Source organism: Brevibacillus sp. NPDC003359, assembly GCF_042878995.1.
Classification (GTDB): Bacteria; Bacillota; Bacilli; order Brevibacillales; family Brevibacillaceae; genus Brevibacillus.
Genome location: NZ_JBIAOR010000001.1, coordinates 1,051,056 through 1,066,030, shown reverse-complemented (window position 1 = coordinate 1,066,030; position 14,975 = coordinate 1,051,056). Strand labels below are relative to the sequence as shown.

19 protein-coding genes and 2 riboswitches are annotated in these 14,975 nt (G+C 46.4%); of the genes, 14 read left to right on the top strand and 5 right to left on the bottom strand.

Annotated elements, in window-relative coordinates; genetic code table 11:
* The first annotated feature begins 104 nt into the window (after positions 1-104).
* Complete coding sequence (locus ACFYU8_RS04700; protein WP_390295354.1) at positions 105-356, top strand: YolD-like family protein; 252 nt, start codon at positions 105-107, stop codon at positions 354-356.
* A 200-nt stretch (positions 357-556) separates the two neighbouring features.
* Here the strand turns inward: ACFYU8_RS04700 and ACFYU8_RS04695 are convergent, their stop codons facing one another.
* Positions 557-790 carry a hypothetical protein gene (locus ACFYU8_RS04695; RefSeq protein ID WP_390295356.1) on the bottom strand — a complete coding sequence of 78 codons (234 nt, stop codon included), beginning with the start codon at positions 788-790 and terminating at the stop codon, positions 557-559.
* A 162-nt stretch (positions 791-952) separates the two neighbouring features.
* On the opposite strand from ACFYU8_RS04695, the gene ACFYU8_RS04690 reads away from it, so the two are divergent.
* Positions 953-1,513, top strand: a complete 561-nt coding sequence (locus ACFYU8_RS04690; protein WP_390297268.1) for a GNAT family N-acetyltransferase — start codon at positions 953-955, stop codon at positions 1,511-1,513.
* A 136-nt stretch (positions 1,514-1,649) separates the two neighbouring features.
* A complete protein-coding gene (locus ACFYU8_RS04685; protein WP_390295358.1) occupies positions 1,650-1,829 on the top strand; it encodes a P1 family peptidase in 180 nt (59 codons plus the stop codon).
* 64 nt (positions 1,830-1,893) lie between these two features.
* Here ACFYU8_RS04685 and ACFYU8_RS04680 read toward each other — a convergent pair whose 3' ends face one another.
* Complete coding sequence (locus tag ACFYU8_RS04680; RefSeq protein WP_390295360.1) at positions 1,894-2,079, bottom strand: hypothetical protein; 186 nt, start codon at positions 2,077-2,079, stop codon at positions 1,894-1,896.
* A 72-nt stretch (positions 2,080-2,151) separates the two neighbouring features.
* Positions 2,152-3,159: a glycerophosphodiester phosphodiesterase family protein gene (locus ACFYU8_RS04675; protein ID WP_390295362.1), complete on the bottom strand. Its 1,008-nt coding sequence runs from the start codon at positions 3,157-3,159 to the stop codon at positions 2,152-2,154.
* Positions 3,160-3,324: 165 nt separating this feature from the next.
* On the opposite strand from ACFYU8_RS04675, the gene ACFYU8_RS04670 reads away from it, so the two are divergent.
* Together ACFYU8_RS04670 and ACFYU8_RS04665 are read left to right on the top strand one after the other, a co-directional pair.
* A complete protein-coding gene (locus ACFYU8_RS04670) occupies positions 3,325-3,570 on the top strand; it encodes a hypothetical protein (RefSeq protein WP_106840773.1) in 246 nt (81 codons plus the stop codon).
* A gap of 20 nt (positions 3,571-3,590) precedes the next feature.
* Complete coding sequence (locus ACFYU8_RS04665; protein ID WP_390295364.1) at positions 3,591-3,941, top strand: DUF952 domain-containing protein; 351 nt, start codon at positions 3,591-3,593, stop codon at positions 3,939-3,941.
* Between the two features lie 3 nt (positions 3,942-3,944).
* On the opposite strand, the gene ACFYU8_RS04660 is transcribed toward ACFYU8_RS04665, so the two are convergent.
* Positions 3,945-4,160, bottom strand: a complete 216-nt coding sequence (locus tag ACFYU8_RS04660; protein WP_390295366.1) for a hypothetical protein — start codon at positions 4,158-4,160, stop codon at positions 3,945-3,947.
* Between the two features lie 125 nt (positions 4,161-4,285).
* On the opposite strand from ACFYU8_RS04660, the gene tlp reads away from it, so the two are divergent.
* The 4 genes from tlp (at position 4,286) to ACFYU8_RS04640 (ending at position 6,660) form a co-directional block, all read left to right on the top strand.
* On the top strand, positions 4,286-4,504 hold the full coding sequence (gene tlp / locus ACFYU8_RS04655) for a small acid-soluble spore protein Tlp (protein ID WP_390295368.1): 219 nt from the start codon (positions 4,286-4,288) through the stop codon (positions 4,502-4,504).
* Between the two features lie 140 nt (positions 4,505-4,644).
* On the top strand, positions 4,645-5,757 hold the full coding sequence (gene mnmA / locus ACFYU8_RS04650) for a tRNA 2-thiouridine(34) synthase MnmA (protein ID WP_390295370.1): 1,113 nt from the start codon (positions 4,645-4,647) through the stop codon (positions 5,755-5,757).
* A gap of 22 nt (positions 5,758-5,779) precedes the next feature.
* The gene (locus ACFYU8_RS04645; RefSeq protein WP_390295372.1) at positions 5,780-6,109 is read left to right on the top strand and encodes a hypothetical protein; all 330 of its coding nucleotides are present in this window, start codon (positions 5,780-5,782) and stop codon (positions 6,107-6,109) included.
* Positions 6,110-6,147: 38 nt separating this feature from the next.
* Positions 6,148-6,660, top strand: coding sequence for an ACT domain-containing protein (locus ACFYU8_RS04640; protein WP_390295375.1), 513 nt, complete (start codon positions 6,148-6,150; stop codon positions 6,658-6,660).
* A gap of 31 nt (positions 6,661-6,691) precedes the next feature.
* On the opposite strand, the gene ACFYU8_RS04635 is transcribed toward ACFYU8_RS04640, so the two are convergent.
* Positions 6,692-7,513 (bottom strand): alpha/beta hydrolase, encoded by an 822-nt coding sequence (locus ACFYU8_RS04635; protein ID WP_390295377.1) that lies wholly within the window; start codon positions 7,511-7,513, stop codon positions 6,692-6,694.
* A gap of 170 nt (positions 7,514-7,683) precedes the next feature.
* A riboswitch (cobalamin riboswitch) is annotated at positions 7,684-7,881 on the top strand.
* Positions 7,882-8,042: 161 nt separating this feature from the next.
* Here ACFYU8_RS04635 and nrdI point away from each other — a divergent pair.
* From nrdI to ACFYU8_RS04610, 5 genes are all read left to right on the top strand, one after another.
* A complete protein-coding gene (nrdI, locus tag ACFYU8_RS04630) occupies positions 8,043-8,402 on the top strand; it encodes a class Ib ribonucleoside-diphosphate reductase assembly flavoprotein NrdI (RefSeq protein ID WP_390295379.1) in 360 nt (119 codons plus the stop codon).
* Positions 8,389-10,473, top strand: a complete 2,085-nt coding sequence (gene nrdE, locus ACFYU8_RS04625) for a class 1b ribonucleoside-diphosphate reductase subunit alpha (RefSeq protein ID WP_390295381.1) — start codon at positions 8,389-8,391, stop codon at positions 10,471-10,473. The genes nrdI and nrdE overlap by 14 nt, the downstream gene beginning before the upstream one ends.
* Before the next feature lie 55 nt (positions 10,474-10,528).
* Positions 10,529-11,479: a class 1b ribonucleoside-diphosphate reductase subunit beta gene (gene nrdF, locus ACFYU8_RS04620; RefSeq protein ID WP_390295383.1), complete on the top strand. Its 951-nt coding sequence runs from the start codon at positions 10,529-10,531 to the stop codon at positions 11,477-11,479.
* A gap of 85 nt (positions 11,480-11,564) precedes the next feature.
* Positions 11,565-11,762: riboswitch (cobalamin riboswitch) on the top strand.
* A 145-nt stretch (positions 11,763-11,907) separates the two neighbouring features.
* Positions 11,908-14,199: a 5-methyltetrahydropteroyltriglutamate--homocysteine S-methyltransferase gene (metE, locus tag ACFYU8_RS04615; protein ID WP_390295385.1), complete on the top strand. Its 2,292-nt coding sequence runs from the start codon at positions 11,908-11,910 to the stop codon at positions 14,197-14,199.
* Positions 14,200-14,222: 23 nt separating this feature from the next.
* Positions 14,223-14,699 (top strand): acyl-CoA thioesterase, encoded by a 477-nt coding sequence (locus tag ACFYU8_RS04610; protein WP_390295387.1) that lies wholly within the window; start codon positions 14,223-14,225, stop codon positions 14,697-14,699.
* Positions 14,700-14,975: the final 276 nt, after the last annotated feature.

Genomic DNA, 14,975 nt, shown 5'->3' with positions numbered 1-14,975 from the left:
AGTGTTGCGAACTTATGTTCGTACTCACTATAATGTAATTACAATTTCCCACACATGATGAGTATCTCGATAACAAATGTTCGTAATTAGGCGGGTGGAAAAGCGTGGCTAACGGCAATTTTGAAGTAACGAACGAAGAAAGAGAGGCATTTATGTACATGATACGAGATTCGGCAAGAGAGAACTACCCCTTGAATGTGAGCTGGTGTGTGTCCTTTGAGGGGGAGCGGGGGAATACGTGCAGTATGTGGGGTGTGGTCAAATGGGTAGACCCGAAGGCGAGGCGTGTTCAATTAGCAAACCAAACGAGTAGTCAATGGATCGAGATGGAGAAAATTATCAATGTACATGCATAGATGTACGGAAACCTCACGTAAAAAAACTAGTCGTATGATTTTTTTTGTTATTAAAGCGTATATGTAATAAATCCTAACATAAAAACATTGAAAATTCGAAAGTTTGATTGATGGTTGCTTTTTTATGTTAGAATATATTACATAAGCATACATTCTCTCCACTTCCTATTTTGACCCAGTAATTGGGTCCTTTTTTTTGCCTATGTTCCATTATTTGGATATGGCTTGCCATCCGCTTGAAATAACTTGCTCACCATTCCATAAAGACGACCTGACATGTTGGGAAAAACGAAGGAGTATTCATTCGATCCTTGATTCAGCAAGGCGATCGGTGATTCCACCATATAGGGGATTTTCATCAGATCAAGCATCTTCTTGTATTCCTCTACCTTGGAATGGTCAACCGTATAATAAAATGATTTGGAAAAATTCATGCGAGCACGCTCCTTTCCCTTATTGTAGCATATCCGCAGCTTGTCGTATAAATGAACATAATAAATGTTATGTAAACAACCCTTTTTGAAGAGAGAAGATTCACAAAGACTTCTACCTATGATAGAATAAAAGACCAAAATTTTACCAATAGGAGAAAAATGATGATAATCAGCCAACAACTCCTTTCTGTGAATGGGTTATCGTACACGATTCGCTCTGCAATGGAAGCAGATGCACAACAGTTGTCGGATCTGCGACTGCAAATCGATGGAGAGACTGAAAATTTGGATAGAGAAAGTGGAGAGGCTTTCATCGATGTGCAAGGATTCGAACACATCATCCATTCGGATGCAGAAAGTCCAAGAAACTTGTTTTTAGTAGCTGTAGTACAGGATCGGATTGTCGGTTTTTCCAGATGTGCAGGTGTTTACTTAAATCGATTTGCTCACAAAGTAGAGTTTGGTGTATGTGTTTTACAAGAGTTCTGGGGTTATGGTATTGGGAAAAATCTCTTGCAAGAATCGGTTGCCTGGGCAGATTCCAACCATATTACCAAAATGACATTGAATGTGATGGAAACGAATGAGAAAGCAATTGAGTTGTACAAACGGTTTGGCTTTGAAGTCGAAGGGGTACTCAAAAACGACAAAGTTCTTTCCGATGGCAATTATTACAACACCATTATTATGGGAAGATTCAAAAATGACAGGAGAGCAACATGACGAGAAAACGAGCGAGAGAATGTGGCGTACTGATTGGGTCAGGTATACCAGGTGCGTATAATGCGATTACGGATGTAAAAGGAGTTTCTTCCTGACCTTTTCCACAGGGAATTGCTATTCGTATGGTGACGAGCAAATGAGTACAGTGAAAATGTTTCCGTCTGAACAATTGGATGCACAGTTTGAAGCGGCGATCGAAGCGGTCAACGAAGCGATCTTGAACTCCATGTTCATGGCGGAAACGATCAAAGGCCAGAAAAGCAGAACCGTACATGCATTGCCACTGGATCGTTTCGTAGAAATCATGTCTCGTTAGATGAAAAAACTCCGCTAGTGTTTAGCGGAGTTTTGTTGTGAACTCATTAGTGTTAAACAATTGTTTAACTACTGAAGAAGCTACGGCTGGAGCGCTTTCTTTTATAATGAGAGCTACCGTGATGGGAATGGCCGTACCGATTGCTAGAGCTGTATTTTCTCCGATGCTTGTAATCGCTGCTGCTGTATTTCCGGGGCTTGTGCGAAGATGAGTGATTACCGAGTAAATTTTTCAAAAGCTTTTTGAGCATATCAATCACTCCTACTTAGGTTGGAAGTCTATTCCGTATAAGTATATACGAATATGTCAGAGGATCGTTTCATTATTTTTCTACGTTTTCGTGAAAAGCTGGACCGATCAAATCAATTCGGTTCGTCCATATTCCCCCTGTAAAGCTTGCGGGCACTTGTTTTAAATCTGTCGGAACATCAAAGCCTTGTGACACATCTCCACTGCCTGCGACTAAAATAACGCGCGTGTCTTTTGCTCCCATTCTTGCCATGAAACGATTCGGCCAACCCCAGAGCCATGGGGCAATCTGATCGGGGATATGTAGTTGAGTCTGTGAACAGGCATCGGGCACATATCCGGACCATCCTACTGCCATGTAGGGAATGAGGCAGCTTTTTAGTGTTGCTTTGGACATGACACGCAGCTCTGGTATTTGTTGTTTCAATGTTTCGATTGGCTTGTCACCGCCGTAAACAGAGAGCTGTGACAGTCGTTCTAGGGGCAATGCTGCCAAAACATCCGCCAACGCTTTCCCCTCGAGAGGGTCGTTGCTTTTGATATGGATAAGCAGCGAGTGAGCAGGGAATGTTTGTAGCACATCATCGAGAGAAGGCATCATGCCAATCCCTTTTCCGCGGAAAGGAAAGGTTTTCCCTTCATCCGCTGTATAATTGTAGCCAATGTCGAGCTGTTGTAATTGGGCCAAGGTATAATCTCTCGTGACGCCTGTACCATTTGTGCGACAGTCGAGCGTCCAGTCATGAAACACGGCGAATTGATTGTCTTTGGTCCATTGTACATCGAGCTCGACAACGTCCGCGCCTGCATCAAAAGCCGCTTGCATGGAAGGAATCGTATTTTCCAGATATGGATGCTCCGGTGGATAAATCCGTTCCGCCGTACAAGTTTCATTGGTGATGTTCTCCATATGAAATGTTTGGGCCATCCCGCGGTGAGCAAGTAAAAAAGGCTCGCCTTCTGGCTCTTTTGCAAGATAAGAGCTGTTACCCAGAAACAGGAAAGCGATGAAAAGAAGGGGAATCCAGAGGCGTTTTCGCTGGAACCATTTCTTTCGTGGTTGATCTCGTTGTTTTGACATGATGGGATATGGCCCCTTCCTTAAATTACTCTGCTCATTGTAGCAAAACGCAAGGGAGGAAGGTACATCCTTTGGGAGTAGTGCTTGGGGCTTGGCATCGTTCGAAAAGACTGGCACAATAGACGAAAGATAAGATGTATCCATGCGAAAGCAAGGGGAGGTACCATGAAAATCGCTTTACACCAAATCGCTTATCAGATCGGCATGCACCCAACCGAGATGGCGAAGCTTGTCTACGACGGTGAAGTAACAGGAGACGTACCTGAACGCAATCCACAAGCAAAGGATGCCTGGGTGGATTTGCACTCTCTGCGTAACTTCATTCAATGGCGATACGATCAGGGACGAATGGATCAGATGTTCTATGATAAAGCTATGCGTCACCTGAACAAAGCAATGCCTAAAAAATAATTCATAATTGGAGGAGAAACATGCAAGACTCTATCATTTACTGCATGGTACCAAAAGCATACTGGGAAAAGTGGATCGATCGGGATCACTACTTACCGCGCGATTACGAGCAGGAAGGTTTTATCCACGCGACAAAAGGAGACGCGCTTCTTGAAAAGGTAGCAAACCGCGTCTACGCACAGTTTGACGAGGAGTTGTATGTACTCGTTGTCGATGAAACGAAATCGACTTCGGAGGTTAAATACGAGGCTGCGAAGGATGGATTGCTGTATCCGCACATCTACGGACCGCTGAATCAAGATGCGATCGTGGATATGAAACAAATGAAGCGGATAGACGGTCAGTGGCGTCTGGGAACGTCCATCCGCTAATCTCTACCAGTTAAACCATTTGAGTAGCGCAAGCACTTCTTGACGCTTGGCCTCAGGTAGCTTGTCGAGTCTGCGCAAGAGAAGATCGATTCGCATGCGCTGTTCTACTTCGGATTCAGGTACCTTTTGCCCCTTCACCCATTGTCGTTTCAGGCGGACGGGATCAATATCAGAGATGACTCGAAGCAGCTTTCTTTCCAACAAATCTAAGGAAGCCATAGGTGAAACCCTCTTTTTCGTTTTAATCCGTTTCTTCCATTATAGCATGGGTACATAAAGAAACCATGATTGGCGCACAATGGTAAAGGTGTTGAATATAACCCTTTGTAGGAGGCGTATCGATTATGGCGAAGCCGGATGACCGTTCTGACAACGCAGAAAAACTGCAAAACATGATTTCCAATACGGAAGAAAACATTCGCGAGTCCGAAGATTACCTGGCGGCTAATACTGGAGAGATTTCTGCTGAAGAGAGAGCAAACCTCGAAGCAAAAAACCAACGTCGTGGAGAAAGCATCGAGGGATATCGCGCGGAAATCAAGGATGAATCTTCGCAGGCATAAACTTGCTACCAAACGTCTGGCGCCAACTATGCGTCAGGCGTTTTTTCATTCTATGGGCAAAAGTGCAACAAAACATGATTTGTTTTGCGAAACATGGTAATCTGTAATGGTACAAATTGAAAATAAGAGGAGAAAGACTTATGAAGCGACCAGAAGATACACGCGTCGTTGTCGGCATGTCCGGCGGAGTCGACTCCTCCGTGACGGCTTACCTGCTTAAGCAACAGGGATATGACGTCATCGGCATCTTCATGAAAAATTGGGACGATACCGATGAATTCGGCCACTGCACGGCGGAAGAAGACTTCCAGGATGTCCGGCGCGTCTGTGAACAGATCGGCATTCCATATTACACGGTAAACTTTGAAAAAGAATACATGGACAAGGTATTCCAGTATTTTTTGGATGAATATAAACGGGGACGTACACCGAATCCGGATGTCATGTGCAACCGTGAAATCAAGTTCGGTGAGCTTCTCTCCAAGGTCAGGGATCTTGGGGCGGATTATATTGCCACCGGCCATTACGCGCAGGTCAAGTACATCGACGGCGAGTACAAACTCATTCGTGGAGCTGACAACAACAAGGACCAGACTTACTTCTTAAATGTATTGGGACAAGAACAGCTGTCCAAAACGATGTTCCCGATTGGTCATCTCCCGAAACCTCAAGTAAGGGAGATCGCGGAGAAAGCCGGGCTCTATACGGCGAAAAAGAAGGACAGTACAGGGATCTGCTTTATTGGAGAGCGCAACTTCCGCGAGTTCCTGCAAAACTATTTGCCTGCCAAACCAGGAAATATCGAGACTGTAGATGGAGCCGTCATCGGTACGCACGACGGTCTGATGTACTACACATTGGGTCAACGACAAGGCTTAGGGATAGGCGGAGGTCATGGCACAAGTGGACAGCCTTGGTTTGTTGTAGACAAGGATCTGGAGCGGAATGTTCTGATTGTCGGTGAAGGCTCTGATCATATCCGGCTGTACTCGAAGAGCCTCCTCGCGACCAACGTTAGCTGGGTGAGTGATAAGAAGCTATCCGAAACGTTTACTTGTACAGCCAAATTCCGTTATCGCCAGCCAGATCAGGGAGTAACCGTTCACCTGCTGGAGGAAGGTACTGTAGAAGTTGTTTTTGATCAGCCGCAAAAAGCAGTGACACCTGGTCAAGCCGTCGTCTTTTACGATGGGGAAGTATGCTTGGGTGGCGGTATGATTGACAAGGTACGCTTAGTCGATAAAGAGAACTAAGATAATACGGGGGAAGCACTCGGTGGATGCTACGAAAAAATCAAAAGTGATTATCGTTTCGTTTTTGGCTGGAGCGGTTCTCTTGGCGATCATTTCTTATTTCGGGATGGCCTCCATGGGTAAAGAGCATATGGCGACGATTCAAAACGTCATCAAGGAGAACGGCGGGGTTATAGCCGCGAGTGGAGTGACAGCGGTTCCGCTGGAGGAAAGTCCTTTTACCAACGGTGGAAAAGGCAATACGATCTACCGAATCTACTATACGAAGGATGGGCAAACGTTGACGGCTTGGTATCGTGCTGATAACGAATCCTCCATTAAGAAAGAGCCGGAAGCATGGATTCTGCCGTAAAACAAGGATAAACCTGACTGGGAGAGTGAAGGCATCACATGACCCAACACGATGGACTGCGTGAACTGGCTGAACTGATTCGAAGACTCGAGTCAGAGCTAGCGGGTGCACAATTAAGTATTCTTGCTCATGAAAATAAAGAGGCAATCGCAACACTGCTAGTGGAAGGACTCGGGACGAAGGTTTCTGTCCAACATAGCTCCGGCGAATATGCGAATCATTTGGCGGTTTTGCGGGTAGGACCGAACAAGTACACCTTTGCGCAAGACTGGAGAGAAGTGTACATCAGTGAAATCAATTACTGCGCGTGTCGCATACCTCCAGGGGCTCATGGATTGTTGGTCCACCATATCGATTATCCGGGCGTGATTTATGATGTCTCACGAAAATTGGCCGATCATCAAATCAATGTATCTAAGTTGAATGTATCGCGCGAGCAAAAAGGGAAGAATGCCCTGCTTATCTCTGTGACCGATGAAGAGATTACACCGACGATTGTATCTGCCATCGAAGAGCTACCCAAAATCACCAAAGTGCTATCTCTACAGTAAGCGAATCATGATAAACAAAAACTGCCCGTTTTTAGCGGGCAGTTTTTTTCGTAGCGAATGTAAGTCCTTGGCTAATTAAGACTGGCAAAACGGACGAATGATTTTCGTCGGCAAATTCTTTAAAGGAAGCTTTGATTTGACCGTTGCCCATGGAGGACAATCGTTCGACCATCGCCAGAGATTTTTCTTTGACAAAGAATCGGCCATCGTTTTCCAATTCCCCAATGGTGAGAAGCGCATGGACGTCGAGGTCATCGGTCAGCAGGGTCGGTAATTGACTCTCCTTCGCAAGCAGTACGCTCTCATTCCAGTGGATGGAAGGACTGCCCGCAATATACCGTTGAAAAGCATGTGGTCTCGACAAAAGTACATGCAAGACAAACAAGCCACCTAGCGAATGGCCAAAAATCGCTTGCTGTGTCCGATCGATGGGGAAGTCGTTTTCGATGCTAGGCTTGAGCTCCTCCTCCAAAAAGGCGAGGAACTGCTCTGCTCCTCCCATCTGAGGCCACTCCGCCCCTCTTGGGTTGCCAGGTAGCTCCGAGGTGGGAACCTCATACGTGTAATCAAAGAAACGGGCAGGATGGAACGGCCCGTCTGTTGGATATCCAATCCCGACGACGATAGCAGGATACACGCCGGTTCGTTCAGGGCCGCGTGATTGTATCCGTATCGCTTCTGTCATAGTTGCAAAAAGAGAATTGCCATCTAACAAATATATGACGGGAAAGCCTGATTCCGGAGGGGAATCGGCAGGTATACTTACGAAAATGTGATAGTCACGCTCTTGATACGTCATGATTTTACTGTACGATCGAGGAATGACAACAGGTTGATAGTCAGTGCTTTTCATGAGGGCTACACTCCAATCTCTCCATGGCTAACCAACACGCACAAAATCTATTATATGGACGAAAACCAGAGATTGGCAATAGCCGAAAAACGAGAATAGTTAGTTTTCGAAAAGAGCGCATACTGAGCTTGACTCCTACGATATATTGAGGTAAAGTAAGTTTTACCAACTACATATTGATGCGGTAAGGTGTTTACCAGCCAGATTTGGTAGACTTAATAGGGAAGTCGGTGTGAATCCGACGCGGTCCCGCCACTGTAATGAGAGAGTTCCATTTGCGAATAATGCCACTGATCATGAAGGATCGGGAAGGTGAAAATGGAGCGATGATCCAGAGCCAGGAGACCTGCCTAACCGCTTACACTGTTTAACCTACGGGAGATAGGGAAGTGTTCGAGCGCTCAATTCGCATTGGCGAATTGCTAGATGGAAGTCATCACGCGCATTCGGCATGTAAACGTCGGATGCGCTTTTACTTTGGCTAAATATCATACATACAGAGTAAAAATAGCAGGATAGGATGAGGGACATGTTAATCGCTTATGATTCAAAAACAGGAAACGTCCGAAGATTCGTCAACAAAATTAATTTGCCACATGTGGAAATTGATCAAGATATGGTGTTGGACGAGCCATTCATTTTGATTACGTACACGACGGGATTCGGACAAGTGCCGGAGACGGTGGCGACTTTCCTGAAGCGAAATCATGTCCATCTGCGCGGGGTATCCGCCAGCGGGAACCGCAACTGGGGAGCTAGCTTTGCCAAAAGTGCGGATACGATCGCGAGCGAATATGGTGTTCCGGTGATTTCTAAATTTGAACTGTCCGGTACCGGCCGGGATGTGGAACAATTTACGAGTGGGGTGGCAGCAATTGCGGCATATTGAATTGAACAACGAACTGATGCAGCGTGGCAACGACGGATTTTACCAACTGGAAAAGGATCGGGAAGCGGTTGCGGTCTTCATGGAAGAAGTGCAGTCCAACACGATGACCTTTGGCAGTGTCAAAGAACGAATGGACTATTTGATCGAGAATGATTTCTATGAAAACGTCTATGAAACTTACACTGTTGAACAGGTCGATGAAGTTTTCCGTTTGGCCTATGACGCTGATTTTCAATTTGCTTCGTACATGGCTATCTCCAAATTTTATAAAGATTACGCCTTGAAAACGAACGATAAATCAATGTATTTGGAGCAGTATCCAGACCGGGTGGCCGTAGTGGCACTGTCCCTTGGACAAGGTAACTTTGAGCTCGCTAAGCGTTTAACGGTTTCCATGATGGATCAACGCTTGCAGCCGGCTACACCAACGTTCCTGAACGCAGGTAAAAGCCGCCGTGGAGAAATGGTCTCCTGCTTCCTGCTCGAAATGGATGATTCCCTGAACTCTATCAACTTTATTTTGGGAACTTGTATGCAGCTATCCAAAATTGGCGGCGGTGTAGCTGTGAACCTGTCCAAGCTTCGCGGACGAGGAGAGCCGATTAAAGGCGTCGAGGGCGCAGCAAAAGGTGTCATGCCAGTTCTCAAGCTGTTGGAAGATGCGTTTTCCTACGCGGATCAAATGGGACAACGCAAAGGCTCAGGTGCAGCGTACTACAACATCTTCGGCTGGGATATCAACGAGTTTCTCGATTGCAAAAAAATCAATGCAGATGAAAAAGCACGCATCAAAACGTTGTCCATCGGCCTGATCGTACCAAACGTTTTCTACAAGCTGGCTGAGGAAAATAAGCCATTGACTGTGTTTGCTCCGTACTCCGTGTACAAAGAATACGGCGTGCATCTGGATGATATGGACCTCGATGACATGTACGAGGAGCTCTTGGCAAACGATCGCATCAAGAAAAAGACAGTGATGAGCGCACGCGAGATGTTGACCAAAATCGCGATGATCCAAATGGAATCGGGCTATCCGTACATCATGAACAAAACGAATGCGAACAACAACCATGCGCTGAAAGATCTCGGATCGGTGAAAATGTCCAACCTGTGCACGGAGATCTTCCAGCTACAGGAAACTTCGACGATTGCCAATTACGGCGAAATGGATATCATCCGTCGAGATATTAGCTGCAATCTGGCATCGCTCAATATCGTCAACGTGATGGAACGCAAAATGATCCGTGAATCCGTCCACGAAGGGATCGAAGCCATTACATCCGTGAGCGACATGACGCGTGTAGAAAACGCTCCAGGCGTTCAAAAGGCGAACCGTGAGCTGCACTCAGTCGGTCTCGGGGCGATGAACCTAAACGGTTATCTGGCAAAGAACAGAATCGCCTATGAGAGTGAAGAAGCGAAAGATTTCGCTCGTACGTTTTTCATGATGATGAACTTCTACTCCTTGGAAAAAAGCATGGAAATTGCCAAGGAAACAGAGCAGACCTTCTTGGGCTTTGAACAATCGGAATATGCCAAAGGCACTTATTTTACGAAATACGTAACCAACGATTACAGCCCGCGGACGGAGAAAGCAAAGCTTCTCTTTGAAGGAATGCACATTCCGACGCCAGCGGATTGGGCGGAACTACAGCAAAAAGTGCAAAAGCATGGCGTTTACCATGCGTATCGTTTGGCGATTGCACCGACACAGAGCATTTCCTACATTCAGAATGCGACTTCTAGCGTGATGCCAATCGTCGAGCATATCGAGACGAGAACGTATGCCAATTCAACGACGTATTACCCGATGCCGTACTTGTCGCAGGAAAACTATTTTTACTACAAATCGGCGTATGTCATTGATCAATTCAAAGTGATTGATCTGATTGCCGAAATTCAAGAGCACATCGATCAAGGAATCTCGACCGTGTTGCACGTGAATAGCAATATCTCAACTAGAGAACTGGCTCGCTATTACATTTACGCAGCGAAAAAAGGTCTGAAGTCGCTCTACTATACGCGTACGAAGCATTTGACTGTAGAAGAGTGCATTAGCTGCGCAGTTTAGGGAAATCGATTCTTCAAAGGAACAGCATCAAGCAAAAAGAGAAGAGGAACGCCATATGAAAGCAGTCAATTGGAACAGGCCGGACGACGATTTTACGATGACGTTTTGGAATCAAAACATCATGCAGTTCTGGACGGATGATGAGATTCCCCTGTCAGATGACAAGATGTCCTGGATGGAGCTCAGTGCAACTGAACGGGATACGTATAAAAAAGTATTGGGCGGCCTCACCTTGCTGGACACGATTCAGGGTGGGGTAGGGATGCCGAAGATCATGGAGCATGTCGATGGACTACAAAGAAAAGCGGTTCTCGCCTTCATGGGCATGATGGAGCAAATCCATGCCAAATCGTACAGCAGTATTTTTACCACGCTGGCATCGACTGAAGAGATTGATGGTATTTTTTCGTGGGTAGAAAACAATCCCCATCTGCAAAAGAAAGCGGCCCTCATCTCTAAACGCTATCAGGAAATCGAGAAACCGAAAGACTTGTATATGGCGATGGTAGCGTCCGTCTTCCTGGAAAGCTATCTGTTTTACAGCGGCTTCTTCTATCCGCTCTATTTGGCTGGTCAAGGCAAGATGACAAGTAGCGGGGAAATCATCGACCTGATTGTTCGCGACGAGAGCATTCATGGACTCTATGTCGGCGTTCTCGCCCAAGAAGTATATCAGAGTCTGACTGTGGTAGAGCAGACCGCAGCAAAAGAGGAGCTGTATGCCCTTTTGCATGAGCTGCAAGAAAATGAAGAGGCCTATACGACTTCGTTATATACGCAAGTCGGATTAGCTGACGAGGTACATGCCTACGTGCGCTACAACGCGAACAAGGCGTTGATGAATCTGGGTCTCGATCCGCTTTTCCCGGAGGAAGATGTGAATCCGATCGTACTGAACGGCATTCGCACACAGACGAAGCAGCACGACTTCTTCTCGAAAAAAGGAAATGGCTATGTCCGCACTTTGAACGTAGAGCCATTGACGGATGACGATTTTCGTTTTTAGTATGACAAAAATTGGATTCTGTGTTACTGTATGAAAAGAATGTTGCCTTGCTAGTTTTTAGGGGCATTTCACATAACCTTACAACTTCATAGGAGTGGGAACAGGTTCTTTGGTCAGGAAGAATGGCCAAGGATGAAAAGGGAAGTCGGTGAGAATCCGACACGGTCCCGCCACTGTATGAGGGGAGTCAGCACATTTATCGCCACTGATCCAAACGGATTGGGAAGGCATGTGCAGATGATGATCCCAAAGTCAGGAGACCTGCCTGTTTCGACGACACTGCTTAACCTACGGGAGATAGGGAGGTGTTAGGATGCTGTGATCTCAGTGCTTATTTGGCATTTCTAACGTTCTTTTTGATCGTTGGAGATGCCTTTTTTATTGGGCGGATTCAAGACAAGATCGAATAAAGAATGGAGAGGAAGCTCATGAAAAGCAGCAATTTGGGATATCCACGGATCGGGGAGAACCGTGAGTGGAAAAAGGCATTGGAAGCATTTTGGGCAGGCGCCACCGATGAGGAGAGCCTCGTTCAGCAAATGGAGCAAATTCGTCTCCAAAACCTGTTGCGTCAGCAGGAAAAAGGGGGTGAACTGATCCCTGTGGGTGACTTTACGTACTACGATCACATGCTGGATATGGCTGTGATGTTTGGAATGGTCCCCCAGCGTTATGAATACGAGGGAGGCCCGGTTTCCTTACGCACTTACTTTGCTATGGCTCGCGGTTCGAAGGAAGCGGTAGCCAGCGAAATGACGAAATGGTTTAACACGAACTATCATTATATCGTTCCGGAGTTCGGTGAACGACAACCAGCCATAACGGAAAACAAGCCTCTCCAGGCATATTTGGAGGCCAAAGAAAAGCTCGGCATCATCGGAAAGCCTGTCATGGTAGGCCCGTATACGTTTGTCAAATTGTCCAAAGGATATGAGAAAAACGAATTTGAGTGCGTCATGGATCAACTTGTTCCACTCTACATAGATGTTCTCCGGGAGTTGGAGCTGCATGGCGTGGAATGGGTGCAAATCGATGAGCCTGCATTTGTACGGGATGTCTCGGACCATGATCGCGCCATCATCAAACGTATCTATGCGCAAATCGGTCAAGCACTACCGCATCTACAGTGCATGCTGCAAACCTATTTTGAAGCGGTGGATTGGTACGAGGAGCTGGTTTCCTTACCGGTAAAAGGAATCGGTCTAGATTTTGTACACGGAGCGAAGCGCAATCTGGCCAATCTGAAAACACAAGGGTTTCCAGCAGACAAGATTCTCGCGGCGGGAATCATCGACGGTCGAAACATATGGCGTGCGTCTATCGAGGAGAAATGGGAGCTGGTCAAAGAATTAACTGAGATCGTACCACTCGAAAAGCTGTGGCTGCAACCGTCCAGTAGTTTGTTGCATGTACCTGTATCGGTTGAAGCAGAGAGCGACTTGCCAGAGGAAGTCATGCCTGCATTGGCGTTTGCCGACGAAAAGCTGGGGGAAGTACAGTTCTTAGTCCAAGGATTCCGATATGGAAAATATGTGATTTCAAAAGAGATCGCCCAAAATGAAGCGAACTTGCTCAAGGTGGCACTCTCCCCAGCAAGGAATCGGCAGGAAGTGAAGAAGACTTTACGTCAACTGGCTGCTGAAAAACCTGAAAGAAGTGTTCCTTATCTCGAACGTCGAGAGATTCAACAAAAGATGTGGAAGCTACCACTATTGCCAACGACTACAATCGGAAGCTTCCCACAGACGGCGGAGGTTCGCCACGCCCGACAACAGTTTAAAAAAGGTAACTGGACAGTGGAGCAATACGATGCTTTCATTCAGGCGCAAATCAAGGAATGGATTGATATACAAGAAGAGCTTGGTCTGGATGTGCTCGTCCATGGGGAGTTCGAACGAACCGATATGGTGGAATATTTTGGCGAAAAGCTCGATGGCTTTTTGTTCACGAAAAACGGCTGGGTGCAGTCGTATGGCTCGCGTTGCGTGAAGCCACCTATTATTTACGGAGATGTGGAGTTTGTGGCACCGATGACGGTCAAGGAAAGTGTGTATGCAAAATCATTGACCGCCAAACCAATGAAGGGTATGTTAACTGGCCCAGCAACGATTCTGAATTGGTCGTTTGCTCGAGTCGATGTCTCCAGACAAGAAGTGTGCGAACAAATCGCGTTGGCATTACGAAAAGAAGTAGAAGCCTTGGAAGAAGCGGGGATTCACATGATTCAAGTCGATGAACCAGCACTGCGCGAAGGATTACCGCTCAAAAACGAAGAGCAGGAAGCTTATCTCGAATGGGCTGTCAGAGCATTTCGTCTGGCGACCTCTACCGTTGCGCCGAGTACCCAAATTCATACACATATGTGCTATTGCGAGTTCCATGATTTTATGGATGTTATCAGCGAACTCGATGCCGATGTGATTTCGATTGAAACTTCGCGCAGCCACGGAGAGCTCGTGTCTGTTTTCGAAACAAGTACGTATGACAAAGGTATCGGGCTCGGCGTTTACGATATCCATAGCCCCAGAATTCCTGCTGTATCAGAAATGGAAGATATGGTCACACGGGGGGTACAAGTGCTTCCACCCGGTCAATTTTGGATCAACCCGGATTGCGGGCTGAAGACGAGAGGAAGGGATGAAACGGTTCAGTCATTGCGAAACATGGTAGCGGCAACGAAGGCGATTCGGAGTCGTTTGATAGCCCGGTCGCAAAGGTGAACATCATGGGAGGAGCCATACAAATGATGACGGAATCACGACCGATCCAACAATCGAGGACCTTTTTGACGGATCTCGTCTTTCCTCCGGATACGAATCACCACCATACCATTTTCGGCGGGAAAGTCATGGCATATGTGGACAAGATCGCTTGCATTGCTGCGATGCGGCACTGCCGTAAGCCCGTTGTAACAGCGTCCAGCGATTCCTTCGATTTTCTCGCACCAATCAAGACAGGGGAAGCGATCAACCTGGAAGCATATGTAACCTGGACCCATAAGACGTCCATGGAAGTATTCGTGAAGGTGGAGTCGGAGAATTTGTTGACGGGGGAAAAACGGATAACAGCACGCGCCTATTTGACGATGATTGCCCTCAATGATGAAGGAAAGCCAACAGTTGTACCAGGTGTCATACCTGATACAGAGGAAGAACGCATGCAGTATGAAAAAGCAAAAGAACGCCATGTATTGAGAGGGAAGCGGAAGGTAGAGATGTAAGTAAAAATACAATAGATGCCTCCGGTCAGCTTGCTTGCAACAGGTCACCGGGGGCATCTTTATTTTGCATGTTCGCTAAAAATCTTTGAAATACTTGCCCTGTTTTACGCATATATACATCCCTCAGTGTATTCTTAATTACTTTGATTAAAACACAAATGACCCACAAGGGGGTCACTTTTCCACCATACGGGTCACAGATCACCCTTGACGTAAAGGCGGTTTTTTTGGAGTGTTAGAAGTAAATTTAAGCGAAAAAAAGCAGCCTATTCTAGC

What these genes read in the sequence shown, in the direction of transcription:
- ACFYU8_RS04695 (WP_390295356.1), bottom strand. Translation starts at nt 790, where the DNA reads ATGAATTTTTCCAAATCATTTTATTATACGGTTGACCATTCCAAGGTA.
- ACFYU8_RS04690 (WP_390297268.1), top strand. Translation starts at nt 953, where the DNA reads ATGATAATCAGCCAACAACTCCTTTCTGTGAATGGGTTATCGTACACG.
- ACFYU8_RS04685 (WP_390295358.1), top strand. Translation starts at nt 1,650, where the DNA reads ATGAGTACAGTGAAAATGTTTCCGTCTGAACAATTGGATGCACAGTTT.
- ACFYU8_RS04680 (WP_390295360.1), bottom strand. Translation starts at nt 2,079, where the DNA reads ATGCTCAAAAAGCTTTTGAAAAATTTACTCGGTAATCACTCATCTTCG.
- ACFYU8_RS04675 (WP_390295362.1), bottom strand. Translation starts at nt 3,159, where the DNA reads ATGTCAAAACAACGAGATCAACCACGAAAGAAATGGTTCCAGCGAAAA.
- ACFYU8_RS04670 (WP_106840773.1), top strand. Translation starts at nt 3,325, where the DNA reads ATGAAAATCGCTTTACACCAAATCGCTTATCAGATCGGCATGCACCCA.
- ACFYU8_RS04665 (WP_390295364.1), top strand. Translation starts at nt 3,591, where the DNA reads ATGCAAGACTCTATCATTTACTGCATGGTACCAAAAGCATACTGGGAA.
- ACFYU8_RS04660 (WP_390295366.1), bottom strand. Translation starts at nt 4,160, where the DNA reads ATGGCTTCCTTAGATTTGTTGGAAAGAAAGCTGCTTCGAGTCATCTCT.
- tlp (WP_390295368.1), top strand. Translation starts at nt 4,286, where the DNA reads ATGGCGAAGCCGGATGACCGTTCTGACAACGCAGAAAAACTGCAAAAC.
- mnmA (WP_390295370.1), top strand. Translation starts at nt 4,645, where the DNA reads ATGAAGCGACCAGAAGATACACGCGTCGTTGTCGGCATGTCCGGCGGA.
- ACFYU8_RS04640 (WP_390295375.1), top strand. Translation starts at nt 6,148, where the DNA reads ATGACCCAACACGATGGACTGCGTGAACTGGCTGAACTGATTCGAAGA.
- ACFYU8_RS04635 (WP_390295377.1), bottom strand. Translation starts at nt 7,513, where the DNA reads ATGAAAAGCACTGACTATCAACCTGTTGTCATTCCTCGATCGTACAGT.
- nrdI (WP_390295379.1), top strand. Translation starts at nt 8,043, where the DNA reads ATGTTAATCGCTTATGATTCAAAAACAGGAAACGTCCGAAGATTCGTC.
- nrdF (WP_390295383.1), top strand. Translation starts at nt 10,529, where the DNA reads ATGAAAGCAGTCAATTGGAACAGGCCGGACGACGATTTTACGATGACG.
- metE (WP_390295385.1), top strand. Translation starts at nt 11,908, where the DNA reads ATGAAAAGCAGCAATTTGGGATATCCACGGATCGGGGAGAACCGTGAG.
- ACFYU8_RS04610 (WP_390295387.1), top strand. Translation starts at nt 14,223, where the DNA reads ATGATGACGGAATCACGACCGATCCAACAATCGAGGACCTTTTTGACG.